At 29.2% G+C, this 26,385-nt stretch carries 27 protein-coding genes and 1 pseudogene; 8 read left to right on the plus strand and 20 right to left on the minus strand.

Going from position 1 to position 26,385, the window contains the following annotated elements:
* Positions 1 to 2: 2 nt before the first annotated feature.
* The 3 genes from KMP69_RS05755 to KMP69_RS05765 all read right to left on the minus strand — a co-directional run bounded on the left by KMP69_RS05755 (position 3) and on the right by KMP69_RS05765 (position 4,326).
* Entirely contained in the window at positions 3 to 1,508 is a 1,506-nt protein-coding gene (locus KMP69_RS05755; protein WP_214399509.1) for an acetyl-CoA carboxylase biotin carboxylase subunit, read from the minus strand.
* A 43-nt stretch (positions 1,509 to 1,551) separates the two neighbouring features.
* Positions 1,552 to 3,255 carry a sodium-extruding oxaloacetate decarboxylase subunit alpha gene (gene oadA, locus KMP69_RS05760; RefSeq protein WP_214399510.1) on the minus strand — a complete coding sequence of 568 codons (1,704 nt, stop codon included), beginning with the start codon at positions 3,253 to 3,255 and terminating at the stop codon, positions 1,552 to 1,554.
* Positions 3,256 to 3,426: 171 nt separating this feature from the next.
* Complete coding sequence (locus KMP69_RS05765) at positions 3,427 to 4,326, minus strand: CBS domain-containing protein (protein ID WP_214399511.1); 900 nt, start codon at positions 4,324 to 4,326, stop codon at positions 3,427 to 3,429.
* Between the two features lie 150 nt (positions 4,327 to 4,476).
* Here KMP69_RS05765 and KMP69_RS05770 point away from each other — a divergent pair, with 150 nt between their 5' ends.
* Entirely contained in the window at positions 4,477 to 5,334 is an 858-nt protein-coding gene (locus KMP69_RS05770) for a class I SAM-dependent methyltransferase (protein WP_214399512.1), read from the plus strand.
* A 20-nt stretch (positions 5,335 to 5,354) separates the two neighbouring features.
* Here KMP69_RS05770 and rbcL read toward each other — a convergent pair whose 3' ends face one another.
* Positions 5,355 to 6,632 carry a type III ribulose-bisphosphate carboxylase gene (rbcL, locus tag KMP69_RS05775; protein ID WP_214399513.1) on the minus strand — a complete coding sequence of 426 codons (1,278 nt, stop codon included), beginning with the start codon at positions 6,630 to 6,632 and terminating at the stop codon, positions 5,355 to 5,357.
* Positions 6,633 to 6,728: 96 nt separating this feature from the next.
* Between rbcL and KMP69_RS05780 the strand changes: the two genes are divergently transcribed.
* The 3 genes from KMP69_RS05780 to KMP69_RS05790 all read left to right on the plus strand — a co-directional run bounded on the left by KMP69_RS05780 (position 6,729) and on the right by KMP69_RS05790 (position 10,865).
* Positions 6,729 to 8,120 carry a lactaldehyde dehydrogenase gene (locus KMP69_RS05780; RefSeq protein ID WP_214399514.1) on the plus strand — a complete coding sequence of 464 codons (1,392 nt, stop codon included), beginning with the start codon at positions 6,729 to 6,731 and terminating at the stop codon, positions 8,118 to 8,120.
* Between the two features lie 15 nt (positions 8,121 to 8,135).
* Positions 8,136 to 9,632 (plus strand): methyl-coenzyme M reductase-associated protein Mmp3, encoded by a 1,497-nt coding sequence (mmp3, locus tag KMP69_RS05785; protein ID WP_214399515.1) that lies wholly within the window; start codon positions 8,136 to 8,138, stop codon positions 9,630 to 9,632.
* Between the two features lie 129 nt (positions 9,633 to 9,761).
* Positions 9,762 to 10,865 carry a tryptophan--tRNA ligase gene (locus KMP69_RS05790; protein ID WP_214399516.1) on the plus strand — a complete coding sequence of 368 codons (1,104 nt, stop codon included), beginning with the start codon at positions 9,762 to 9,764 and terminating at the stop codon, positions 10,863 to 10,865.
* A gap of 104 nt (positions 10,866 to 10,969) precedes the next feature.
* On the opposite strand, the gene tfrA is transcribed toward KMP69_RS05790, so the two are convergent.
* Entirely contained in the window at positions 10,970 to 12,592 is a 1,623-nt protein-coding gene (tfrA, locus tag KMP69_RS05795) for a fumarate reductase (CoM/CoB) subunit TfrA (RefSeq protein ID WP_214399517.1), read from the minus strand.
* A 107-nt stretch (positions 12,593 to 12,699) separates the two neighbouring features.
* On the opposite strand from tfrA, the gene KMP69_RS05800 reads away from it, so the two are divergent.
* Positions 12,700 to 13,164, plus strand: a complete 465-nt coding sequence (locus tag KMP69_RS05800) for an RNA-binding domain-containing protein (protein WP_214399518.1) — start codon at positions 12,700 to 12,702, stop codon at positions 13,162 to 13,164.
* A gap of 29 nt (positions 13,165 to 13,193) precedes the next feature.
* Here the strand turns inward: KMP69_RS05800 and KMP69_RS05805 are convergent, their stop codons facing one another.
* The 4 genes from KMP69_RS05805 to KMP69_RS05820 are packed head-to-tail and all read right to left on the minus strand — an operon-like array spanning position 13,194 to position 15,729.
* Positions 13,194 to 14,537: a hypothetical protein gene (locus KMP69_RS05805; protein ID WP_214399519.1), complete on the minus strand. Its 1,344-nt coding sequence runs from the start codon at positions 14,535 to 14,537 to the stop codon at positions 13,194 to 13,196.
* On the minus strand, positions 14,519 to 15,043 hold the full coding sequence (locus KMP69_RS05810) for a hypothetical protein (RefSeq protein WP_214399520.1): 525 nt from the start codon (positions 15,041 to 15,043) through the stop codon (positions 14,519 to 14,521). The genes KMP69_RS05805 and KMP69_RS05810 overlap by 19 nt, the downstream gene beginning before the upstream one ends.
* 2 nt (positions 15,044 to 15,045) lie before the next feature.
* On the minus strand, positions 15,046 to 15,567 hold the full coding sequence (gene thpR / locus KMP69_RS05815) for an RNA 2',3'-cyclic phosphodiesterase (protein WP_214399521.1): 522 nt from the start codon (positions 15,565 to 15,567) through the stop codon (positions 15,046 to 15,048).
* 9 nt (positions 15,568 to 15,576) lie between these two features.
* Positions 15,577 to 15,729 carry a Trm112 family protein gene (locus tag KMP69_RS05820; RefSeq protein WP_214399522.1) on the minus strand — a complete coding sequence of 51 codons (153 nt, stop codon included), beginning with the start codon at positions 15,727 to 15,729 and terminating at the stop codon, positions 15,577 to 15,579.
* 226 nt (positions 15,730 to 15,955) lie between these two features.
* Here KMP69_RS05820 and KMP69_RS08135 point away from each other — a divergent pair.
* Positions 15,956 to 16,226, plus strand: a pseudogene (locus KMP69_RS08135) (RNA-guided endonuclease TnpB family protein); the annotation flags it as partial.
* A gap of 99 nt (positions 16,227 to 16,325) precedes the next feature.
* On the opposite strand, the gene KMP69_RS05825 reads toward KMP69_RS08135, so the two are convergent.
* Positions 16,326 to 17,039 (minus strand): ZIP family metal transporter, encoded by a 714-nt coding sequence (locus tag KMP69_RS05825; protein WP_214399523.1) that lies wholly within the window; start codon positions 17,037 to 17,039, stop codon positions 16,326 to 16,328.
* Between the two features lie 129 nt (positions 17,040 to 17,168).
* On the opposite strand from KMP69_RS05825, the gene KMP69_RS05830 reads away from it, so the two are divergent.
* Complete coding sequence (locus KMP69_RS05830) at positions 17,169 to 18,002, plus strand: F420-dependent methylenetetrahydromethanopterin dehydrogenase (protein ID WP_214399524.1); 834 nt, start codon at positions 17,169 to 17,171, stop codon at positions 18,000 to 18,002.
* Here the strand turns inward: KMP69_RS05830 and KMP69_RS05835 are convergent.
* The 10 genes from KMP69_RS05835 to KMP69_RS05880 all read right to left on the minus strand — a co-directional run bounded on the left by KMP69_RS05835 (position 17,996) and on the right by KMP69_RS05880 (position 25,765).
* The gene (locus tag KMP69_RS05835) at positions 17,996 to 18,262 is read right to left on the minus strand and encodes a signal recognition particle subunit SRP19/SEC65 family protein (protein WP_214399525.1); all 267 of its coding nucleotides are present in this window, start codon (positions 18,260 to 18,262) and stop codon (positions 17,996 to 17,998) included. The genes KMP69_RS05830 and KMP69_RS05835 overlap by 7 nt on opposite strands.
* 14 nt (positions 18,263 to 18,276) lie before the next feature.
* Entirely contained in the window at positions 18,277 to 19,230 is a 954-nt protein-coding gene (gene corA, locus KMP69_RS05840) for a magnesium/cobalt transporter CorA (protein WP_214399526.1), read from the minus strand.
* On the minus strand, positions 19,227 to 20,306 hold the full coding sequence (locus KMP69_RS05845; protein ID WP_214399527.1) for a DUF373 family protein: 1,080 nt from the start codon (positions 20,304 to 20,306) through the stop codon (positions 19,227 to 19,229). The genes corA and KMP69_RS05845 overlap by 4 nt, the downstream gene beginning before the upstream one ends.
* Positions 20,307 to 20,355: 49 nt before the next feature.
* Entirely contained in the window at positions 20,356 to 21,270 is a 915-nt protein-coding gene (locus KMP69_RS05850) for an AEC family transporter (RefSeq protein WP_214399528.1), read from the minus strand.
* A gap of 10 nt (positions 21,271 to 21,280) precedes the next feature.
* Positions 21,281 to 21,724, minus strand: coding sequence for a phosphopantetheine adenylyltransferase (locus KMP69_RS05855; protein ID WP_214399529.1), 444 nt, complete (start codon positions 21,722 to 21,724; stop codon positions 21,281 to 21,283).
* 5 nt (positions 21,725 to 21,729) lie between these two features.
* The gene (gene rsmA, locus KMP69_RS05860) at positions 21,730 to 22,551 is read right to left on the minus strand and encodes a 16S rRNA (adenine(1518)-N(6)/adenine(1519)-N(6))-dimethyltransferase RsmA (RefSeq protein WP_214399530.1); all 822 of its coding nucleotides are present in this window, start codon (positions 22,549 to 22,551) and stop codon (positions 21,730 to 21,732) included.
* Between the two features lie 224 nt (positions 22,552 to 22,775).
* Positions 22,776 to 23,015, minus strand: a complete 240-nt coding sequence (locus tag KMP69_RS08140; RefSeq protein ID WP_336244392.1) for a zinc ribbon domain-containing protein — start codon at positions 23,013 to 23,015, stop codon at positions 22,776 to 22,778.
* Between the two features lie 187 nt (positions 23,016 to 23,202).
* Positions 23,203 to 23,844, minus strand: a complete 642-nt coding sequence (locus KMP69_RS05870; RefSeq protein WP_214399531.1) for a stage II sporulation protein M — start codon at positions 23,842 to 23,844, stop codon at positions 23,203 to 23,205.
* Between the two features lie 2 nt (positions 23,845 to 23,846).
* Positions 23,847 to 25,064, minus strand: a complete 1,218-nt coding sequence (gene hmgA / locus KMP69_RS05875) for a hydroxymethylglutaryl-CoA reductase (NADPH) (protein WP_214399532.1) — start codon at positions 25,062 to 25,064, stop codon at positions 23,847 to 23,849.
* Positions 25,065 to 25,084: 20 nt separating this feature from the next.
* Complete coding sequence (locus tag KMP69_RS05880; RefSeq protein WP_214399533.1) at positions 25,085 to 25,765, minus strand: HisA/HisF family protein; 681 nt, start codon at positions 25,763 to 25,765, stop codon at positions 25,085 to 25,087.
* A gap of 86 nt (positions 25,766 to 25,851) precedes the next feature.
* Between KMP69_RS05880 and KMP69_RS05885 the strand changes: the two genes are divergently transcribed.
* Positions 25,852 to 26,130 (plus strand): hypothetical protein, encoded by a 279-nt coding sequence (locus KMP69_RS05885; protein WP_214399534.1) that lies wholly within the window; start codon positions 25,852 to 25,854, stop codon positions 26,128 to 26,130.
* Positions 26,131 to 26,385: the final 255 nt, after the last annotated feature.

The following is a 26,385-nucleotide window of genomic DNA, read 5'->3' on the forward strand; positions in this document are numbered from 1 at the left end:
TATTACTCTCCTTTATATTCTTGATTATTTTCTTTTATTATAAGGTTAATATGCATTGATATACCACCAATTGCTGCAGCAATCTTTTTGTTTTTTTCAAAGACTTTTTCTGAAACAACACTATATAGATCTCTTGATTCTAAAGCATATTTGACCATCAATTTCTTTAATTTAGGCATATTTTGTTCAACATAGTGTGTTGATATATTCCCTTTTAAGAAGTTTTCCTCCTCTAAAACAGCTCTATGAAATGGAATGTTTGTAGTAACACCAACAATAACATATTCTTTTAAAGCCCTTCTCATCCTTGCTATTGCCTCCTCTCTACTATTTCCATATGTTATTAATTTTGCAATCATTGGATCATAATATGGAGGAATCTCCGCCCCTCCGCAGACTCCACTATCTATTCTAACTCCTGGCCCTCCAGGAGATCTATAAAGTTTTATTTTTCCAGGGCATGGAACGAAGTCATTTAAAGGATCTTCCGCGTTAATTCTACACTCAATAGCATGTCCTCTTATCTTAACATCTTCCTGCTTTATACTTAACTCCTCTCCTGCCGCTATTCTAATCATAGCCTTAACTAAATCAATTCCAGTAACTTGTTCTGTAACTGTATGCTCAACCTGAATCCTTGTATTCATCTCTAAGAAGTAAAAGTTACCATTTTCATATAAGAATTCAACAGTCCCTGCACTATCGTAATTTATTGCCTTTCCTGCTTTGATTGCAGCCTCCCCCATCCTTTCTCTTAACTCTTCAGTCATTATTGGAGACGGAGCCTCCTCTATCAACTTTTGATGTCTTCTTTGAATTGAACACTCTCTATCTCCTAAATGAATAATATTTCCATGCTTATCTCCTAATAACTGTATCTCTATATGTCTTGGATTCTCTAAGTATTTTTCAATGAATACCGTTGGATCTCCAAATGCACTCTTTGCAATATTTCTTGCTGACTCAATAACTTCTTTTAACTCCTCTTTATTATAGGCAACACTCATTCCCATTCCGCCACCGCCAGCGGAGGCCTTAACAACCACAGGAAACCCTATCTGTTCCGCAATTTCTATTGCCTCATCAATATCTTCAACAGCCCCTTCACTTCCGGGTATTAAAGGAACTCCTGCCTTTCTCATAATTTTTTTAGCATTAATTTTACTACCCATAGCCTCTATAGCATCAGGATTAGGTCCTATAAACTCAAAACCAGCCTTTTTTACAGCCCTTGCAAATTCAGCATTTTCTGCTAAGAATCCATATCCTGGATGAATTGCATCAACTTTTGCCTTTTCAGCAACATTGAGGATTGCGTCAATATTTAAATAACTCTTTGCCGCTGGAGGTTCCCCTATACAGTATGCTTCATCTGCCAAAGAAACATGTAAAGATTTTTTATCTGCCTTAGAATATACAGCAACAGTTTTTATTCCAAGTTCCCAACAAGCTCTTATAATTCTAATGGCAATTTCTCCCCTATTTGCAATTAAAACCTTGTTAAACATACTTTTCACCCTAACATAAAAAAGATTAATTGAATTATTTAGGTTATTTTATAATCATAATTACATCTCCTACATTTACGGCATCTCCTTCGTCAATTAATATCTTCTCAACAGTTCCTTCAACAGGGCTTTCTATTGGATGTTCCATCTTCATAGCCTCTAATACTACAATAACATCTCCTTTTTTAACTCTATCTCCTTCTTTAACTTTAATTTTTGTTACAATTCCTCTAAATGGAGATGTTACTGCTCCTTCAATTTCAGCAGTAATAATTTCTTTCTTTCTTTTCAATTCAGTTCCTATCTTTGGCTCAATTTTAACTTCAAACTTTTCTCCATCAACTTCTACAATATACTCTGTTGGAATTTCTAAAATCTTTCCTATATCTTTCTCTTTTGGTATTGGTTCAGGTTTTAACTCTCCTCTTAAGAATTTAACTGCTATTTGTGGATATAGTGCGTATGTTAAAATATCTTCTTCTTTTTTCACAATGCCTTTTTCTTCTGCTTCTTTCTTTACCTTCTCCCATTCTGGCTCTAACAAGTCTGCAGGTCTGCAAGTAATTGGTCTCTCACCTTCATCTAAAACTCTCTTTAATAATTCTGGATTTATTGGTGCTGGTGGCTTTCCATAATATCCTTTTACATAATTAACAACTTCATTAGTGATAATTTTATATCTTTCCTCAGTTAAGACATTCAAAACTGCCTGAGTTCCAACAATTTGAGATGTAGGAGTAACCAATGGTGGATAACCTAAATCTTTTCTAACTCTTGGTATTTCTTTTAAGACATCTTCAAGTTTATCTAAGGCACCTTGCTCTTTAAGTTGTGAAATTAAGTTTGACAACATTCCCCCTGGAACTTGGTATATTAATACTCTTGCATCTACAATTTGGGATATTGGGGATATTAACATTTTGTATTTTTCTCTAACCTTCATAAAGTAATCTCTAATTTCATTTAATAATTTTAAGTCCAATCCTGTATCGTATTTAGTTCCTTTTAACGCCGCCACGATACTCTCTGTTGGAGGTTGAGAAGTTCCCATAGCAAATGGAGATATTGCACAATCTACAATATCTGCCCCTGCCTCAATAACCTTTATGTATGTCATTGGAGCCAATCCACTTGTACAGTGACTATGAACCCCAACAGGTACTGAAACTTCTTCTTTAAGTCTTTTAACTAACTCATAACCTTCATAAGGTGTTAATAATCCTGCCATATCTTTAATGTATATTGTATCACATCCCAATTCTTCCAACTTTTTTGCTAATTCTACATACTGATCAATTGTATGGACTGGACTTATTGTGTAACATATCGCCCCTTGAACCTCTGCCCCTACTCTTTTAGCAGTCTTTATAGCAGTTATCATATTTCTTACATCATTCAAAGCGTCAAAAATTCTAAATATATCAATTCCATTTTCGTATGCTTTAATTACAAATTTTTCAACTATATCGTCAGGGTAATGCCTATAACCAACTAAATTCTGCCCCCTTAAAAGCATCTGTAGTGGAGTATTTTGAATCCTCTTTTTTAACTCTCTCAACCTCTCCCAAGGATCTTCATTTAAATATCTAATACAGACATCAAAAGTAGCTCCTCCCCAGACTTCCATAGAATAGAATCCAACTTCATCCATCTTTTCGGCAATTGGCAACATATCTTCAGTTCTCATCCTTGTGGCTATTAACGATTGTTGTGCATCTCTAAAAGTAGTATCTGTTATTTTAACCATTCTTATCCCTCATTATAGTTATATCCATTTTTAAAAATAGAATAGAAAACAATATTTGTGGCATTTATATCAAAAATTGATAAATTGAATAGACTAAAAAGTGATTGATATTAAGTTTTATCGTGACATAAATATTGGGCGAAATAATATTTATGCTTTACTTAGAGAAATCTATATTTTATTAACTACGAAATTTTCAGGAAATTTTCCGCTAATAATCTTCAATATATCTGTCCTTGTGATAATTCCAATGATTTTGTCATTTTCATCTACAATAACTAACCTACCCACATTGTTTTTATTCATAATAACCAGTGCATCATATATCTTTTCATCTTTATGAATTGTTATAACATTTCTGTTCATAACTTCCCCTACTTTTTTATCTACATTGTCTATATTCTCAGCAATATCGTGCAAACTGATTATTCCTACTAATTTATCATCATCGACAACAGGAGCCCCACTAATGTTTTTTTCTGCAAATAACTTGGCTGTCTCTCTTAAAGTATTTTCAGGAGATACAGTATAAACCTCCTTAATTCCCACATCTCCAACTCTAATATTTGGAATACTTGAAACTCCCAATACATCAATTAATAAAATTCTATGAATATCATCTCTTCCTATAATTCTACCATTTATTATTATTTTATTATGATATGTAGGTCCAACCCTTATAAGGTCTCCAATGTTGAAATATTTCGTATCTCCTTCAATGTGTATCTTAGAGGAACAACATTTTTCGTGAGTAACAGTATCAAATTCTATTTTTATTACTTTAACTCCTTCAACTTTTTTTCCTTCTTTGTATATTGGAACTATAATTTCTCCTTCATCTCCCAAACCTAAGGCTCTATACGCTTTACTTGTAGGGACATATCCCCCTTTTGGTCCGGGAACACCATCAACTAAATCTAATGCCCTTAACGCCTGCATTTGGTTTCTAATGGTTCCTGGATTTCTATTTAATCTGAGAGCTATTTCAGTTCCCTTAATTGGCCTATTTTTTTCTCTATAAAGATTTATAAGTTCCTGTAAAATCTCTCTTTGAATAACAGTTAGTTCCATAAAAATCCCCTAAACTCTTCATGATTATAAATGATGATAAATCATTGACATATATGATAAATATTATGAAACTATATAAATATATAATTATCGATTTGATTTTAATTGAAATTTTATGATTATAATGAGAACAACTTTTTGGTGAAGATTATGAATTATTTAACATCAAAAATTGCTAAGGAAATTTTAAACTCAAAATCTAATGAGATTTTTATAAATTTGGACTTAAATAAAACTGATAAAAAAGAAAAAATAATAATTGATAGAAAAAATGAAATAGTTAAGTTTCCTGAGGGAAATATTAATTTTGAAATTTTAAAGAAAATAGCTAAGGATGAAGGACATATATACTTTATAAAAGATGGAAATGTCTTTAAAGCGGCAATTTCTAATAATGGCTATTATAAGTTAGTTCCTACAATACCTCCAACAATTGAAATAAATGGAATAAGAATGCACAGAACTAAGGAAGTTGATCCATATCAAGATACTTTAAATAAAATCAACTCTGTAAAAGTTAAAAAAGGAGAGAAGGTTTTAGACACCTGTATGGGTTTGGGTTATACGGCAATTGAAGCATATAAAAGAGGAGCAAAGGTTATAACGATAGAAAAAAATCCAAATGTTTTGGAGTTGGCTAAAATTAATCCATACAGTGAGGAGTTATTTAAAGGAGATATAAAGATAATATTAGGGGATGCCTTTGATGTTATAAAGACCTTTGATAATGAAGAGTTTGATGTAGTTATCCACGACCCTCCAAGATTTAGTTTAGCAGGACATCTATACAGTGAAGAATTTTACAAAGAAATTTTTAGAGTTTTAAAACCTGGGGGTAGATTGTTTCATTATGTAGGCAATCCAGGAAAAAAATATAGAGGAAAAGATTTACAAAAGGGAGTAATGGATAGATTGAGAAAAGTAGGTTTTATAAAAGTTAAAAGAGTTCCAGAGGCTTTGGGAGTTGTAGCTATAAAACCAAAAGAAAAAGAAACTGAAAAAATTTAAAAAATATAGGATAAAATTATTTATTTCCAATATTCCAATGCTTTTTTTAGTTCTGGAATCTCCTCAGCCTTCTCTTCCAATGGTTTATTTTCCATTACTGCCTCAATTGCCGCTCTCATAGCCTTAGCCCCTGCAACTGTTCCATCTGGATGTCCGTGAATCCCTCCCCCTGCCTGAATAATCAAATCTCTACCTAAAATTTCAACTATCTTAGGAACCAATCTTGGATGAACTCCACCAGAAGACACTGGAAACATTGATTTTATATTTGCCCAATCTTGATCAAAGAATATATTTTCATCATCTTTTTTAACTTTACTATAAATTATTTCATCTCTTATTGCCTTAACTTCCTTTTCCCCTCCCTCCATTTTTCCAACAACTGTTCCTATATGTAGTTGATCAACTCCTAACAATCTATATATTTTAGCCAATACAAGCATTGAAATACCAAAATCCTTACTCCTTGTAATTGCCGCATGCATTGCCCTATGTCCGTGTATTATAAAGTTAAAGTCTTCCTCTCTAAATGACTGAACTGCTGAAAATCCAGTAACTACCACATCTACCATAACATACTCACTACCAGCATCTTCACATATTTCAGCTCTTTTTATCATTTCTCTATATGGAGCAGTTATATTTGGCATATATGCCTTCCTTTCTCCAGTCTCTTCCTCTGCCTTATCTCTCATCTCTAAGGTTTTATAAACTCTATCTTCAAACTTATTAAATTCCTGAGAGGTTAAATTTTCATCATCTTTAACGAGATCAACTCCCCCAATCCATGCATCATAAGCTACTTTAGCATGTTCCTCTGTCTTTAAACCAACCTTTGGCTTAACTATAGTTCCTAATAATGGTCTATCTTTAATCTTTAAAGTTTCTCTAACTCCTTCAATTCCATACCTTGGCCCTTTATATTCTTTAACAAACTTCTTTGGAAATCTATAATCTAATATTCTTAAACCTTTAAGTATCTTCATTCCAAATATATTTCCAGCAATTCCTGCTAAGACACCAGGCATGTTGTTTATTTCAAAATCATACAATGGATATGCAATTTTTACTAATCCTACTTTATATCCATTTTCTTCTTTTAACTCTTTAATTTCATATACATTTGGTTTTAATTTTTCATAAATTTCGCTTTTCATTGTTTGAACTTTAGTCCAAGTCCCAATAGAACTTTCTCCAGCAATTTCATTTGCTAATTTTTTTAGGTTATCTCCTTTAATTATCATACAAGATAACAAATCATCCTCTGTAGGAACATATTCTAAGTTTATATAATCCATTGCAATTCCCCCACATCAATTTTTAATTAATCACATAATTTTAAGTATCAGTTATTATATAAATAGATTTAGTTAAACCCTTAGTGGTGAAAATTTATGTTTATAGATGGAAAGTGGATAGATAGAGAGGATTTAGAAGTTATAAATCCCTACACCTTAGAAGTTATTAAAAAGATACCTGCATTGAGTAGAGAAGAAGTTAAAGAAACTATAGATAATGCTGAAAAATATAAGGATGTCATGAAAAATCTTTCCATTGCTAAGAGATACAACATTTTAATGAACATTGCTAAACAAATTAAAGAAAAAAAAGAAGAATTATCTAAAATATTGGCAATTGATGCAGGAAAGCCAATAAAACAGGCAAGAGTTGAGGTTGAGAGAAGTATAGGAACCTTTAAATCAGCGGCTTTTTATGTTAAGGAGTTTAGAAATGAAGTAATTCCTTCAGATGATAAGTTAATTTTTACTCTCAGAGAACCTGTAGGAATTGTAGGGGCGATAACTCCATTTAACTTCCCTTTAAATTTATCAGCACATAAGATAGCTCCAGCAATTGCCACGGGAAATGTTATTGTTCATCATCCATCATCAAAAGCCCCTCTCGTTTGTATAGAGTTGGCAAAGATAATAGAAAACGCTTTAAAAAAGTATAATGTTCCCTTAGGGGTTTATAATTTACTTACTGGTAATGGAGAGATTGTTGGAGATGAAATAGTTGTTAATGAAAAGGTTAATATGATTTCATTTACTGGAAGTGTTAAAGTTGGGGAATTAATAACTAAAAAGGCAGGTTTTAAAAAGATTGCATTAGAGTTAGGAGGAGTTAATCCAAATATTGTTTTAAAGGATGCTGATTTAAAAAAGGCAGTAAATTCATTAATAAAAGGAAGTTTTATCTACGCTGGACAAGTTTGTATTTCAGTAGGAATGATTATAGTTGATGAAAGTATATCTGACAAATTTATAGAGATGTTTGTAAATAAGGCTAAAGAGCTTAATGTAGGAAATCCATTAGATGAAAAAACTGATTTAGGACCATTAATAAGTTTAGAGCACGCAGAGTGGGTTGAAGAAATTGTTAAAAAATCTATAAATGAGGGAGGAAAACTATTATTAGGAGGTAAAAGAGAAAAGGCAGTATTTTATCCAACAATATTAGAGGTTGATAAAGATAATATTTTATGTAAAACTGAAACATTTGCTCCAGTAGTTCCAATAATTAGAGCTAAGGAGGAGGAGATGATAGATATAGCCAATAGCACAGAGTATGGATTACATTCAGCAGTATTTACTAAAGATATTAATAAGGCATTATACTTTGCTGAAAACTTAAAGTTTGGTGGAGTTATTATAAATGACTCCTCACTATTCAGGCAGGATAATATGCCATTTGGGGGAATTAAGAAGAGTGGGTTAGGTAGAGAAGGTGTTAAATATGCAATGGAAGAAATGAGTAATATAAAAACGGTGATAATTACAAAATAACTATATGGTGAAAGCATGGCTAAGGTTATAGTTAATGGAAAAGAAAAAGTAGGAGAAACTTTAAAAGATGTTATAAAGGATGAGTATTACAAAAAAGAGACAAATATTGTTATAATAAAAGGAGTTAAAAAAGAGGCAGAGAAAATTCCCAAAAAGTTCTTAATTAAAACTACCAAGGGAAATATAACAATTGCGATAACTGAAAATAATGAAACTGCCAAATTTTTCATAAATAATTATAAAAACTTCGTAAAAAAACTTAGATGGGTTAGTGGAATAGATGTGGCATTTGGTTCTACAAGAATTGATTTAAACATATCTACAGAACCAAAAGAATTTAAAAAATGGGATGTTGTATTAAGTATATCTGGTTTGGATAAAGATGAGGGGCATATTGTATTTGTTAAGAGAAAAGGAGAGGCTGTTTATGGTTTAAAAGAACCAAAAATTGGAATTGTTGTTGGAGGTAAGTGGGTTATTGATAAACTAAATATTGGAGATGAAATTATTGATATAGAGCCAATTAGAGAGGAAAAAGAGGCAGTTGATTACTTTGTAACAACAGATTTAAATACAAAATTGGAAGATGGTTGGAAAATTTATACTTACTTTACTGCTGAATTTGATGGAACTCCCTCAGCAGTTGAGCACTGTTTGGCACTTATGGAAGATGGAATATTTGAAATTTCTGAAAATACTAACACTTATGCCGCAGATTGTAGATTACAAACCTTAAAAATTGAAGAGGGGAGTTTAATAGATAGAGATAGAGGAGTAATAACTGTAAGAAATTATGGAGTAGGAGAGGGGAAGGTTTATATTTATAGAGAAAGTAGAAGTTCCTCTCTATCTCATACAGTTGTTGGAAAAGTTAAAGAAGGAATTGAACTTATAGATTTCTCAGACTCTGGAATTTTGTCAGTAAAGACAGTTCCAGAAAGGTTATGTGCTATTGGTTTAACCATAGATGAGGCAGAGGAGTTATTTAAGAAGTATAACATAGAGGTAGAAAAAGAGGGAGATTTAGAAAATGCTATTGTTGTTGAACAAGAGCCTGAATATACATTGGAAGTATTAAAAAAGAAAAAAGTTAAAATCACTGGGCTAAATAAGAACAAAATAGTAGTTATAGAATTATTTGAAGATAAGGCTCCAATATCCTCATGGTATTTCAGAAAAACTACTGGATTAACTACTAAGAGAGTAGGAAAACTACATGTTTATTTCAAACACAAAGATGTTATTATGTTTAAAGGTAATCCTGACTATGCAAAAGGTTTATTGCCAGAAAATACTCCAAAAGAAAAAGTTGAAAAATACTACATTGGAGTAACTAATATGGTTAGTAGATACAAAGGGATGATAGGAGTTAGATTTAGTGACAGTGATAAATTTGGTCCTACTGGTGAAGGTTTTGAAAAAACCAACATTGTTGGAAGAATCGTTGAAAATGCCGAGTATTTAAAAAATGTTAAACATGGAGAAGATATCTATATACTATTAAAAAAGTAGAATAACATCTAAATTTTTTTGCTTATTAGTATATAATTTCATTTTAAGTTTTTAAGTCTTATTTTAATTAAACTATTTTTATTTTAATCTAATAATTGTTAATTAGTTAGAAAATAAAAGGTGAGATGTATGGAATTAACGCCATGGGAAACACCGACAATTATAGATTATAGAAAAACAATGGAACAGTTTGGAATAAAACCAATAGAAGATATTTTAAAGGATTTAAAAGATGAACATCATTTTTTTAGAAGAAATATTATACTCGGACATAGAGATTTTGAAAAAATAGTGGAATCTATAAAAAATAATAAAGAGTTTGCTGTAGTTAGTGGAATGATGCCCTCTGGAAAAATGCACTTTGGGCATAAGATGGTTGTTGATTTATTAAAATATTATCAAAAATACACTGACAATATAAATATTCCTATAGCAGACTTAGAGGCATACTGGGCAAGAAACATGAGTTTTGAAAAAACTAAAAAACTTGCTTTAAATGAATATATAACCAACTATATTGCCCTTGGATTGGAACCAGAAAAAATAAATGTATATTTACAGTCAAAATATCAAAAAGTTAAAGATTTGACTTTAATTTTATCTAAAAAAACAAATTGGAGCGAAATGAGTGCAATTTATGGATTTAAAGGAGAGACAAATATAGGACATGTAATTGCTCCAATAGTTCAAGTTGCAGATATACTACATCCTCAACTCGACGAAAATTTAAATCCAGAACCAAAACCAGTTGTTGTTCCAGTAGGGATTGATCAAGATCCACACATTAGATTAACAAGGGATATAGCCAACAGAGCCAAAGAATTTAAATTTATTCCCCCCTCCTCAACATATCATAGATTTATGACTGGATTATTAGGAGGAAAAATGAGTTCTTCAAAGCCAGAGACAGCAATATTTTTAACTGATGATGAAGAAACTGTTAAAAAGAAAATATTTTCAGCTAAAACTGGCGGTAGAAAAACTTTAGAAGAACATAAGAAATATGGAGGTATTCCAGAGGAATGTGTCATTTATGAGTTATTCTTATATCACTTAATTTTAGATGATAATGAACTTTTAGAAATTTATAGAAAATGTAAAAGTGGAGAATTAACATGTGGAAAGTGTAAAAAAATGGCTTATGAAATGGTTATAGAATTTTTAAAGGATTTAAATGAAAAGAGGAAACAGGCAAAAGAAATTGCACTAAAAATATTAGAAGGAAAGTATTAAAAATTTAAAATTAAATTAATAAAAAAGATTGGCGATGATGACAATTTCGCTATCTGATTTTTCAATATAATGATGACTACTCCCGCAGCTGAGCCAAACCTTTTTTAAATTCTCTTTAAATATTCATCAACATCATAATCTACCTTTTCAAACCATATTTTATTATCTTTTATAATTATATTTCCTCTCCATTCTTCTTTAGTTTCTGGATAATCTTCTCTATAATGTGCTCCTCTACTTTCCTCTCTATACAAGGCTGACTTTGTAACTAATTTAGCAACGGTAATCATATTTTTTAGTTCAAAATATTTTTGCATGTCAATTATTCCACTAACTTTAACATATTTTATATTTTTTTCAATTTCTTCAATTTTTTTTAGACCTTTTTTTAAACCTTCTTCACATCTAACAATAGATACATAATCCCACATTATTTTTTTTAAATCTTTAATTAAATTGTAAAGATTTAAATTTCCTTCTAAGTTATTTACTTCTTCTTTAATTTCTGTAATCAAATCCTCTACATTAATATATTCAAATTCACAATTTTCAACGAATTCCTTTGCTGATTTTCCAGCTATGGCTCCAAAAACTTGAGTATCTGCCAAGGCATTTCCTCCTAATCTATTAGCCCCATGAATTCCACCAGTAACTTCTCCACAAGCAAACAATCCCTCTATATTAGTTTCACATTTTTCATTAATTCTCAAACCTCCCATAAAATGATGAGCGGTTGGAGAAACTATCATAGGCTCCTTTCTAATATCAATTCCAATCTTTAAAAATTGTTTAAGCATTGTCTCTAATTTTTTCTCAATAACTTCGTTAGGTAAGTGGGATACATCCAAATAAACTCCTCCATTAACTCCTCTACCTTCCTGAATCTCTTTATAAATAGCTCTTGCAACTATATCCCTTGTAGATAACTCCATCCTTTCCTTGTCATATCTTGCCATAAATCTTTCTTTATTTTTGTTATATAGTATTCCTCCTTCTCCCCTTACCGCCTCTGTAACTAAGATTCCTGAACCTACTATACCAGTTGGATGAAATTGAACCATTTCCATATCTATAAGTTCAGCTCCTTCATTATATGCTATAGCAAATCCATCTCCAACCTTTTGAATAGGATTTGATGTTACAGGATAGAGTTGTCCAGCTCCTCCAGTTGCCAATATTGTTGCCTTGGCAAATATTGGAAATATATCTCCAGTTTTCAAATCTAAAAAAATAGCTCCATAGCATCTATTATTATTTACAATTAACTTTATTGCCATAACATCCTCTAAGATTTTAATCCTTTCAAATTTTGATATATATTCCATCAAACCTCTCATTATTTCATGTCCAGTTCTATCTCCACAGTAACATGTTCTATTAAAACTCTGCCCTCCAAAAGGTCTCTGAGCTATAAAACCATTTTCATCCCTATCAAATAGACAGCCAAACTTTTCTAAGTTTAAAAGTTCCTTAGGAGCATTTTTTACTAATATTTCTACCAACTTTGGATTATTTATAAATCCTCCACCTTTTACTGTATCATAAAAATGCTTTTTAAAACTGTCCTTTGGATTAAATACTGCATTATAACCTCCTTCAGCCATTACTGTGCATCCACTTTTTCCAAATAATCCTTTTACTGCTATTATGACATCTTTATTTCTACATTCTATTGCCGCTCTAACTGCTGAACCTCCTCCACCTATAATTAGAATATCAGTTTTCATCTTATCACCAACAATAAGATTAAGGATAAATAAACATAAATAAGTTATCTAAGTTTATATTTATCAAACAAAAAATAGAAAATAAATGAAATTTTTAGGGTGAAATAATGGAAGTCATAATTAAAGCAAAGGTAAAGCCAACTGAAGATAAATATAAAGTTAAAAAGGCAATATTAAACATATTTCCAAAGGCAAAACTTAATTTTGTTAAAGGAGAGGATGAATTTGGTAAGTGGGAAGGAGTTACTAAGAATGTAGAGAAATTTAAAGAAATTTTGAGACGGCAGGCAATTTTAGACACCGCAAGAATGGTTTTAGAAAAAGGAATTATGGAAAGTTCAACTAAATTTTACTTAAATAAGCAAGCTGCCTATGTAGGGACGGTAAATTTTGACATAGATACACATGGAGGGATTTTTGTAAAAATAGTTGCTGATAAAAATGAAGATATTATGAAAATTATAAAAGACATTGCTCCAAGAACAAAAGGAGGAGTTATAATTAATGAGGATGAATTAGAAACTGTAGAAGAAACTAATAATACAGAAACTGAATTTAAAAAGAGTGAATAAATATTGAATCAAATTTTAAGATTATTGATTTACTGTTTTAAAGCTTTCTTCTTCTTATATTCAATACATACTTTCCCAATGTATATTCCAAGAATTATAACAGATACCATTATCCAAAAATTTAGTGGAAATCCTAATATTTTAAAATGTTCTAAGATTTCCTCTTTTCCAGAAGTTATTAATAAGACATGAGTAGCCTCTAAGGCATAGACACCAAAGATTCCAATTTCAAGAACTTCCATTGCCTCTCCTATAGCTACTTGATATTTTGTGTTTTCAGCTAATTGGTTTGCTATATTTCTCTCCAAATCTTCTGATATCGTTGTTAGTAATCTTGTTAAACTTGTAGCCAATTTTTCATTACTTTCTAAGATATTCTCTATTTCGATGATTCTATAAACAAGTCGTTTTATTTTTCTTTCTGCCTCAACCTTTTCTAAGAGCATTAGGTCAAAATCTCCAAAGTTAGGAGGGTAGTTATTATCTAACAATTCAATAATCTCTTTTAAATATCCACAGACAATTTCTATAACTGACAGTTCTCTATCTATTCTACTTAACTCTCCTCTAATATCTCCAATTTCTTCCAAATTTATGCCTGATTCGAGAGTTCTACTTATAATTTCTAACTTTGAGGCAATGCTGTTTAATTTATAAAATAAATCTCTTGAAACTCCTGTAATACTCCTTATGAATGGATAATAGCATATAAATCTCTCAAACTTCTCTGGATTTGGACTTGAAATTAATATACCAAAATCCCCAAAGATTATTAAACTATCATCTATATTAATAATATTTTTTACTTGACCTACAACTTGATTAATTTCTGGTAAAGATTCCTCAGTAATGTTTATTTTTGTCTCTGTTAAAATTGTAACATGTTTATAAACCTTTAATTCTCCATATAAAGTTTCTAAGAGATACCTTTGAGATGCCGCTATTAGATGGGACATTATTCTTGAAGATGTTAATATTAAGTCAGGCAAAATAAAGGATAAATAATCTAAACTTATAAACTCCTCTTCATCCTCTGCCTTAAAAATTTCTGAGGAATATATGCATCTTCCAAGGTAATCAACATATACAAAAAAATCTTTTTTTGCATCTCCTCTTATTTCAGCAGTAAATTTTACAGATGTTTCTGGAATGAAATCAATAATATTTACTGTTGTTTGATATTCAGATGTTTCAAAAATAGGTTTATTTATTACTTCTCTATTTTTTGAAGTTGTAAAATATTTTATTCTCTTTTTTTGATACTCCTTTAATGTAATTCTATCAATAAATTCAGTCATATAGTTTTTACCAAATGGAATCCACTCTGTTAAAATCACTTTTGGTTTCTTTATCTTTACAATTTTGTATCCCATAATGATACCTTCATCTTATATTCTCTTGATTTATACTTAATTTTTTTAATCTTAGTAATATTTATTTCAATATTATTTCCATCTTTTGATTTTATAATTATACCATTGTCAGTAATCTCAATATCTTTTATTTTACCATCATCTTCTAAGAGAGCTCTATCTATAACCTCTTTGTCTTCAACATTAAATTTATATTCAATTTTTTTTCCAATGCTATAACCAACTACAAAATCATTTACTCCTATAACTGATAAAAGAATTTCATTTAAATATCCATTGTCTAATAGAAAATTTATGTCCTTTAACGCTTCATAGGAGATATTTATAAATTTTATTTTATCGTTCCATATAAAGGGAGTAGGAGCATAGTCATAATCTTTAAAAACATTTAATTTTATAAAATAATATATTAAAGTTAATAAAACTATCTGCCTTAAACCTTTTTTCCTATCACCATTTGTCAGTAAATTAACAATATAATGTATTTTTTGCTGATTTTCATTCATTACTACCACTCTTTAATGACTTCATATATTGGTCCACTTGGTGTTAATGTTGATTTATACAACTTTAATTTTTTAGCCTCAAATTCACCAAAATCAATATCTTTAAATTTCTCAATTTTATCTTTTAGTTGTTTCTTATTTTCAATAAATTTAACTCTACCTATTGTTAAATGAGGAACATATTCCCTCTCTTTTTTAAATCCCAAGTTTGCCAGTTTTTTATCAACATCTTCAAAAATTTTTATAAGATTATCTCCATAAGCCCCAATCCATATAACTCTTATATAATTCATATTTGGAAAGACATTAAGTTGATTTAATTTTATTTTTATAGGTTTGATTGATAAATCCAAATCTAATATTTCATTCAGTAAATTTTCATCAACGTCTCCTAAGAATTTTACTGTTATATGTAAATTTTCCTTTTCAACTAATTTTATTCCTTTCATTTTTATCTGTTTTTGGAAATTGGCTATTTTTTCTTTTAACTCTTCTGGAATATCTATCGCTATAAATAATCTCATTTTATCACTTTAATATCTTAATAGTATTGGAATCCCTTCAATTATATCATAAACTCTCTTACACTTTTTACATACTAACTTATTTTTATCTTTATCTAAATATAACTCTCCCTTACAATAAGGACATTGGAATATATCTATATATTTTTCAATCCAGTTCATAAAACCACCGAGATTACTATAAATTCTTTTATAGAGTGATATCCATTCAGCTTTTAAAACTGATAAATTAAATATAGAGAAGTATTTAAATATGTATTGAAAAAAATATAACGACAAAGAATAGAATACATATTGAATGGATTAAAAAAACAAACTAAAACTACCGAAATCAAATGAATTCAAAAGAAATTTAAGAAACAAATTTTAGTATTAAACATTAAAAACGATTGATAGCAACCTAATATCTATCAATATATATCATCCAATTGAAGGATGGATAATAAATAAATTAATCCGAATTACACAGAATTAAAGAGGTTTATGATAGAAAAATTGAATAAACGAAAGATGTATATAAATAGATATTTCAATTGAAAGTTAGATAGGGCTAATTGGAATGAAATAATACAAAAAATTAGTTATAAAACGATAACGATTTTAGTTAATCTGCCTATATTTCAATAACCTGTCCCATATGCGGGAGTAAAATGGAGTCCTAAAAGAGACAGGTCGTTTATTGTCCAAATTGTAAAAAGTAGTCTATAATCGCCTATATATTATCTATATCGGGAGAATCTCATAACTATAAAAACATTTTAAACTTTAAAAAGTGTGATGAGAGTTACAAAGATATATCCTAACAGTATATATAAGAAAGATTTTTCTTTTTTATGCTCATAAATATGAGGAGATATTGTAAGAAATGTTCCTAAAAATACTCCTCCAGAAACTACCAATAGTGATTTTAAAGATATTTGAGAAAGATTATTTAATAATATTAAACCAACAATAGTTCCTATAACTGTTCCTAAGGATACAATAACTCCTGTAATTAATGGATTTTTATAAACAGCTTTTAATGGGGTCATTAATACAAAACCTGCTGGTAATTTATGCATTAGTATAGCAAAATATAGAGGAAGTCCAATATTACTAATGTAAGATATTGAAATTATTACTCCATCTATAAAAGTATGTATGAAGAAAGATGTAGGATATAGAAATTTAATTTTAAATTCTTCTATTTCATTACATTCTAAGCAGTATTTTTTTGATAAGGGGCAGTATGAAAGATATTTTTCAATAATATAAACTAAACCCATTCCCAACACTACAAATATTTCAAATCCTTTAAAAACTGCCTTTGGAATTAATACTAATGTTGCAACTCCCAAAATAAATCCAAAAGATATTGCCTCTATTTCATATTTATATTTTAGTGAAACAGAATAGTATGCTAAAATCTCACCAAGGCACATAATAATAAAACTCAAAACTGCAACAATTATAGGTATTTCAATGTTACTCATAATAATCCCATATTTATTAAAATTTTTAATATTGTCTATTAATAATAGTAATATATATTATTTTTAATAAGAAAGGCTACATAGAAAATATATAGAGAATAGAAAATATAAAAATTAATGGGTGAAACTTTGGTAGTAAAAATAGGAGTAATAAAATGTGGGAATTTAGGTATAAGTCCAATGATTGACTTAGCGTTAGATGAAAGAGCTGATAGGAAAGATATAGCCGTTAGAGTGTTAGGTAGTGGGGCTAAGATGGATCCTGAATCAGTTGAAGAAGTTACAAATAAGATGGTTAATGAAATTAAGCCAGACATTATTATATATGTAGGTCCAAATCCAGGGGCTCCTGGACCAAAGAAAGCAAGAGAAATATTAAGTAAGAGTGGAATTCCATCAGTAATAGTTGGAGATGCTCCTGGATTGAAAGTTAAGGACGAGATGGAACAGCAGGGATTAGGATATATAATAATAAAATGCGATGCGATGATTGGAGCTAGAAGAGAGTTTTTAGACCCTGTAGAAGTAGCGATGTTTAATTCAGACATTTTAAGAATCATTGGAGGTACTGGAGCTTTAAGGATTGTCCAAAATGCAATTGATGAAATGATTACTGCAATAAAAGAAGGAAAACATGTAGAATTACCAAGAATAGTTATTAATGAAGAGAAAGCAGTTGAAGCAATGGAATTTACTAATCCTTACGCGAAGGCAAAGGCGATGGCAGCCTTCGTTATCGCTGAAAAAGTAGCTGATGTAGATGTTAAAGGATGCTTTATGATAAAAGATGCAGAGAGATATATTCCTATCGTAGCATCTGCCCATGAAATGTTGAGGTATGCGGCTAAGTTAGTTGATGAGGCAAGAGAGTTAGAAAAAGCTATGGATGCAGTTAGTAGAAAACCACACGCATCAGATGGAAGAATATTAAGCAAGAAAAAATTAATGGAGAAACCTCAATAATCCTTATTTTTTATTATTTTGCAAATTTCTTTTAATAACTTTAATTTATTTCCTTTGTAATCAACTTCTACACATCCACAAATCTCCCAATGTTGTCTTGGATATCTCTTCTCTCTATAAATTTTAGGCTCTAAACCAAGTTTTTTTAAAGATCTTTCAATATCTCTTAAACAAGGATTCTCTATCGCTAAATTTTTTGGAACTCTTCTCCCTTCTCTTCTACTTTTGTTTTTATCAATATATGATGGCCAAATAATCACAAAATCACCTCTTACTAAATCCATCCTGACCTTTTGAATATATACACAAATATTATAATAATAATAATCATTAAAGATAATATAATCCAAAAACCATCTGGATTATTTGCTAATGGTAAATAGGAAAAGTTCATTCCATATATTCCAGTAATCCACATCGGAACAGCAAAAATTGTAGTAACCATAGTCAGAATTTTCATAATTTGGTTCATCTTTATATTCTCCAACGATAAAGTTATGTCCATCATAGAAGTTAAAACTTCTCTATAGGTTACAGACATATCTATTAACTGCAAAGTGTCGTAGTATAAATCTTCAAAATTTTCTCTATCTTCTTTTGTAGTTATTGGTAAATACTTTCTTTTTAATATAACTAAGACATCTCTATTAGCAATTAAAGATTTGTTAAAATAAACTAATGTTTTTCTTAAACTAAGTATATCTTCCATAACCTCTCTATCATACCCTACCAACACTTTATCCTCCAACTCTTCTAATTCTTCCTCTAAACTAATCAAAATCCTCGAAAAACTTCTCGTTATTTCATTCAGTATGTTGTATAATAAAAAACCAATACCTCTTTCAAATATAACCTTCGGCTTTCTTGTTAATATCAACTTGTGTAATCTTCCAATAGCTTTTATTTTATTTGTATGTATCGTCAATAATATATTATCTTTGATAAAAATACCTAAAGAAGTTGTGGTAATATCCTCTTCAAATAATGGAGCTTTGTAGATAATTAAATAGTAATCTTCATTTTCCTCAACTCTGGGGATTTCTTGCTCATCTAAACCTATATACAACTCAGATACTTCTATACCTATTTTTTTAGAAAGTTTATAAATTTCTTCATCATTAGGATTGTAACAATCAATCCAAATAAGTTTGTAATTCTCTAAATTGAGATCATCAAATTTTACTTCCACAATACTACCATCCTTTGATATTCCCATTACTGTAATCATAATTTTGCCCTATTTTTATTGTTTGATTTGGTGAATAAGATAACAGAAAGGATAATTATAATTGATATATAAACTATTATTTCAAGAACGAATGTAATAAATTCAATATTACCTAACAGATAGTTACCACCACTTATAATTAATTCTCTTGCAATAAATATGCATATTAAATAGAAGAAATACTTTTTGAAAATCTCTAAAATTTCATTATCAGAGTGTATAACACTGTCTATAAACTTTCCAACCATTAAAACTATTAGTGATAAAGTTAAAAAATTCACAAAATGTAGGAAAAATTTTCCAATGAGTAGGTTAAGTTCTTTTATTTGATGAATTAAACTTATAGAGTAGGTAAGTCCTATAATTAGTATAAACAAGGAAATAGTTGCAGAGATTGGAAATATTCTCCCTATTGAAAACTCTTCTTTCTTTTTAATTTTTTCATAAAGTAACTTTCTAACTCCTAAACCTTCTGATAGTATGTAAAGTCCTAATATTCCTACAACAATTCTCCAACCAATGTCTGCAAATATTGCATAAAGCAACAATGAAAATCCAACAAACGATAAAATTAGTGGAATGTATTCTTCCATTGTCTTTTTTATAAATTCTTGAATTAAATAGTATGTAGATTCTAAGGTTTCACTCTGTTTAACAATAATCCTCTTTTTCCAAACAAAAACATCTTTTGATTCTAAATATTTTAAAATTAACTCATCTTCCTTACCATCAGAAACCAAGTAAATAAAATCTGGATTATACAAATAAAGAATAAAATCAATCTGTTCCTTTAATCTTAAAGCACATTCTTCTGACTCAACATTCACATCTCCTGATATCGTAACTATTTCAACATTTTTTCCAGAACTTTTTAATTCATCATAAATTTTAACACCCCCCAAAATTGCATTAACATCACTATCTCCGGGGTCTGCTAAACCTAATTTTATCAATGCCTTTATATTTTCTTCTCTTCCCAATATAGGAGTATTTAATCCTGCCTTTCTTCCAATGTCATCATCAATATCAACAACAAGAACAAGATAATTTTTTATAGAGTTTTTTCTTTTTGTCATTTTAATCCCCTACATAATAAATTAAATATAGAACATTGAACAAAAAATATTAACAGAGAATCCAATTCCAAAATGCTATAACCAATAAAGATAAAGTTGTAGTTATAAATATAGAGGAGGCAATTAATTTAACATCTAATTCATACAATGTTCCTAAGACAAGGGACATCATTGCAGAGGGCATAGAGCTCTCAACTAATAAAACATTTCTATCTAATCCCTTTATATTGATTATCTCAGATAGTGTAAAAGATAATGTTGGAGAAATAATAAATCTAAATAAAGATGCTATTAATCCCCAAAAGATTCCAAACTTTAAGGATTTTGGAGATAAAGATAAACCTAAGGACATCATAATTAAGGGAACAGTTGCAGAAGACAGATAATTTAAAGATTTTAATAGAAAGTTAGGCAAATAGTTTAAATTAAAATTAAAAATTATTAATATTATGGAGAGAATTCCAGTCAAAAGGGGAGGGAACTTTATCATCTCTTTTAAAACACTTTTATTTTTACTCTTTCCAAATCTTATTCCTACATAAGTGCCTAAAAGCATAGTGGCAAAAACACTCCCCAAGTCGCAAAATATTGCCCTCGCCAACCCAATCTCTCCAAACATCCCTAAAATAACTGGATAACCTAAGAAACCTGTATTTCCAAGCATTGAGACCAATATTAATCCACCAAGTTTTTTATCCTCCAATTTAAATATATACTTTCCCAATAGATAAGATAATAATCCAACTAACATAAAAGAAATAAAAATAACCATTGGTAGTTTTAAAAAATTTAATATTTGATTAGAGGAAACATTTTTCATTATAGTTAAAAATATTGTTGAAGGCATTGCAAAGTAGATAACAATACTATTCAAAATTTTTGCATGTTCTTCATTTAATATATTTAAAACTTTTGAGATATAGCCAACCATAATTAAAGTTAATATAATTAGAACTACATCCATAGTATCACATTTACTTTATCAATCTACCCTCTTCATCTATTTCTCCCTTTCTGATTCTTGTCGTAGATATTGGTTTTCCATTTTCAGCAGTAATTTGTTTAAAAACTATTATTTTTAATGGCTTTAAACCTCTAACTTTTCTAATTTCATTTATTTTTTCAGCATTTTTTAAAGTTTCTTTAGTTACTACAATAATATCATAATCCTCTGTAATTGCATCGCCATAAGGGTCATTTATAACTTTAATCTCATAATCTGCATTTATACTATCTAAAAATTTTTTTAAATTTTCTATTCTTGTTTTTAAATCATTTATTTCATGTGTTTTATATTTTTTTGCAAAATTATCACTTGTTATTCCAACGGTTAATTTACCCAACGAAGAGGCAAACTTTAACAGTTCCTTATGCCCCTTATGTAATATATCAAATGTTCCTCCTACAACTACTTTCATACTATCTAACCTTCGGACAAAAATCTATAAAATTTATTTGAAAGATTGACAATTTCATCAACAGAAAGTTTAAAAACCTTTTTATTCATTAAATCTTTTACATCTAAATTATTTTTCACAAATTCATCTAAAATTTTTTTCATCTCCTCTTTACTATAATTTAATTCCTTAGAGGAGTCAATTAAAGATTTCCTAACTGATTTATTTCTATGTTGAAATATTGCTCTCAAAAAATTATCAAAAAATTCTTCATTCTCTATTTTTTTCTTCTTCTCAATGTTTGGAGTTATTTTAACTAAGGCAGAATAAACCTTTGGTTTTGGATTAAATGCAGTTGGAGGAACTTTACACAATATTTCTGGGTCAGATCTTGCTTTTACTGCAACTGTTAATCTACCATAATCTTTTGTTCCTTCTTTTGCCACCATTCGCTTTGCAAATTCATATTGATACATCAAAACTGCCAAATCAAAACCTCTCTTTAACAGTTTAAAAGTTATTGGAGATGAGATTTGATAAGGAAGATTAGCAACAACCTTATTAAAATCCAATTTATTTAAATCAAATTTTACAGCATCTCCCCAAATAATTTCAACATTATCATAAGTATCTTTTAATTTTTTAGCATAAGGTTCTAAATTTTTGTCAATTTCAATAACATAAACTTTTTTAGCATTTTTAGATAGTTCTTCAGTTAAAATTCCTTTTCCTAAACCAATCTCTAAAACAATATCATTTTTCGTTAAATTTGCAGATTCTATTGCCTTATTTACAAAGTTTTTATCTATTAAAAAACACTGTCCTAATTTTTTCTTTGGTTTGAACATTGTTTCCACTCTATTTTATAACAACTCTTCACCTAAAGCGGAGGATTTAGGAGAGGGAGCTTAAGATCATCTCTATGGGTAGCTAAGCCCACTATCCTTACCGTAGCGAAGCGAGGGCTACGAAATCCGTAAGGATTTCGTTTAATCCCCATTCGGGATTTGGGACTACGCTAAATAATATATTCCTCGCACCATTAACATCTGCATTAATAACCATTTTACATTCAGACAGAACAAACATATAAACCTCTGTATTTCCTATTCGATTTCTTTATTACTCCACAAACACTGCATTTTTGAGATGTATAATGCTCATCCACCAACTCCACTGATATTCCTTCTTCTTCAGCTTTATAAGTTACTCTATGTATTAGTTTTCTGAACGGAATTCTGTGCAGTTGCTGATTGACTCTATCTCCAATATCAATTTTAGTTAAATTTTTAGTTAAATTTCCTATAACAATCCTTTGAAACCCCTTTTCTTTCGCTAAATTTACAACTGAATATAGTCATTAACATAATTCCTTTCCTTCACTGCTAACTTTGATAATCGCTTGCAAGTCTTCAAACCTTGTTCTGCAATTTGTGATTTAGACAACAAAAATTTTCCCATCTAATGAAATCTAAAAGATCTCATCTGAATTCATTAAACTATCTAATTACTTTTGATAGTTGGAAGGTTATTGTACCCTCAATAATTCCAGCGATTAAGAATAAAATTATAGCCAAAATTAAGAGTTTTAATGACTCTTTTATGTAGTATGAAACTTCTTTGTTAGTTCCAAATTTTATATTTGCTAATAAGTTAATTATTCCAATATTAAATAAAATTCCACTTGATGCTGAAAGTATTAAAGCGGGAATTTCAAATATTCCATGAGGAAGAATTAAATAGATAAATGCCATTATTCCGAATTTATACAATACATAGGACAATATATAGGAGTTAAAAATTATTACAAATGTTGAAAATATTCCAATAACATAATCCATTATGCACACTGACAAATTATGTTTCCATATAAATAGAATAATCTTTAAATTATCCTCTGTATTCAAAATATCATAAGCTTCTACCTCTTTTTTAAAATTGTCAAATAATAAATTTCCTAAACCTGAAAAGTATGGGACATAATCTATAAGTAAGTATGAAACTATAAAAGATATTAAAAATATTGCAGTAACAAATAAAACTACTTTTTTATGCCTTATGGGACTTTTTAAAATTTCTTTTAAATCAGTTATCTCTTTTAGAGAATCAATTATAACCATCATTAAATAAGCCTCTCTCATAGTTATCTACCAAGTTCTTGATGTGCTTTTCCTAAATGACCTGCGGCTAAAGCTCCTAATAAAGATAATTCTCCAGCCAATACAGCCCCTCCTACAATCTCAGCAAACTTTAAAACTTTGTTATCTCCATAGCATCCAAGCATTTCTAAACATTCTTTTTGAGTCTCTACTCTTGTCCCTCCTCCAATAGTTCCTATTGGAACATCTGGAAGTGTAACTGAGAAGTATAAACCATCATCTTCAACTTCAGCCATAGTAATTCCTAAACTACCTTCCACTATTTGAGCTTCATCCTGTCCAGTTGCTAAGAATATGGCCCCAATAATATTTGCATAGTGTGCATTGAAACCCATTGAGTTACTTATTGCTGACCCTATATAATTTTTAAGTCTATTAACTTCTGCAATTGCCTCTGATGTAGTTTTTAAATATTTATTAACTTCTTTTTCCTTTAAATAAACCTCTGCCACGATAGATTTTCCTCTACCATTGATTAAATTCATTCCACTTGGTTTTTTATCTACACATGCGTTCCCACTAACAGCAACAGTTTTAACAAATATTCCTTCCTTTTTTAACTCATTTTCAATAAAATTGCAAGCTTTTTCAGTAGCAATTGTAACCATATTCATTCCCATAGCATCTCCTGTTTTAAATACAAATCTTGGATATAAATTTCTTCCAACTATTAAAATTGGCTCTATCTTTATTAATTTTCCATGCCTTGTTGTTGATTCAGCAACTTCCTTTATCTTTTCAAAGTTTTCTTTAATCCAATCTCTAACTTTTATAGCATCCACAACACTCTTCGTTTTTAAACACGGAGCTCTTGTCATCTTATCGTCAATAACTCTAACTGTTGCTCCACCACACTTTGTTATTACTGAACAACCTCTATTAACTGACGCAACCAAAGCTCCTTCAGTTGTAGCCAGTGGAATATAAAATTCTCCTTTTGCATATTCACCATTTATTTTTAGAGGACCAGCGAAACCTAAAGGGATTTGTATAGCTCCAATCATATTCTCAATATTTTTCTTTATAGCCATTTCCTCGTCTATTGAATATTTACTAATGTGTTCAAATTTAATTCCCAAAGTTTTTTCTAAAAACTTTCTTCTGATTTCAGTTGAAATTTTTGGATTAAACATTTTATCTAATTGATAAGGTTTTATTTCTCCTTTTATCATTTTGTTAATTATTTCATCATAATCTACCATTTGTATCACCAATTTTTTAATTAATCCTTAAACTTGTGAATAATCTCTTTTAAATTTAAGATTCCTTTATGTATTGCAGTTGCTATTAAAACTCCATCTACTCCCAAATCATAACATATTTTTAAATCTTCCATTCCTCTAATACCTCCACCAACATATACTGGATTGTTTGTTTTATTCATTACATATTTTATCAAATCGATATTAACTCCTCTTTGAGTTCCCACTGATGAGATATCCAATACTATTAGAGGAATATTTTCCCTAATATATGGTAAAATATCATCTAAGCTATAATTTAAAAGTTCTCCATTTTTAAAATCTAAACTAACAACTATATCTTTCTCTTTAATTAAATTAATATCCCTTAATGTCTCTGTTCCTACAATTGCCTTATCATCTTTATTTAAAAATTTTTTAATATTCTCTAAGTCCTTTTTTTCTTTTAAGCCAACATCTACAATTTTATTTACAAAATTTATATTTTTTATGATTTCAAAATTATTTCCATTATTCATTATAGCATTTAAATCAGCAATGTAAATAGTTTCAGCCCCATTCTCTTTATAAGCCATTGCTACATCTATTGGATTATATGAGTTGCAAATAACTGATTTTAATGGTTTGTATTCTTTTCTATTTCCACTCTTTCCCATAACTGCTACTTTGTTCATTAAGTCAATAACTGGGATTATCTCCATATTTTCACCAATTTAATTTAGACAGGAAAGATTTAAATACAAAATAATTGTTTAGATTTAAATAAAATTCAAAATGGTGATGATTAGTGGATATTAATTTTATAGAATTTATTATCTTAGTGTTAATTTTTGGGTGTATATTTATCCTTGTTTTAAATATGCTATTTAAAGAATTGTTTGATTTATATGAAACCATTAAAGAAATTGAAATTAGGAGTATTGTTATAACGTTGGTTAGTTTAGGTATATCAATACTTTTTATTAAACTTTTAAACATAAAATTTACAGTATCTAATTTATCATATATAAAAAACTACCTTTTACTAAAATATCTAAAAATGACATATTATGGTGGGTTTTATTAGGTTTTGTTTTAGTATGGATGTATTTTATACCTAATCTTCTAAATTATTTGGAAATAAACTCAGCAATTGTATATATTTTAATCTTTATTCTCCCAATAATATTATTGCTTTTTATCGCTGTATTCGTTGAGTTTTAAATATTTATTGAAATAATTATATATATAAATTATATAATTACAACTTCATAAACTTAGATAGTAATCTATTACTCAACAGTTTATAAGTTTTAAGAAATAACAAATGTCTAATAAGTAT

Origin of the sequence: Methanocaldococcus lauensis, assembly GCF_902827225.1 — an archaeon.
Taxonomy (GTDB): domain Archaea; phylum AGJL01; class Methanococci; order Methanococcales; family Methanocaldococcaceae; genus Methanocaldococcus; species Methanocaldococcus lauensis.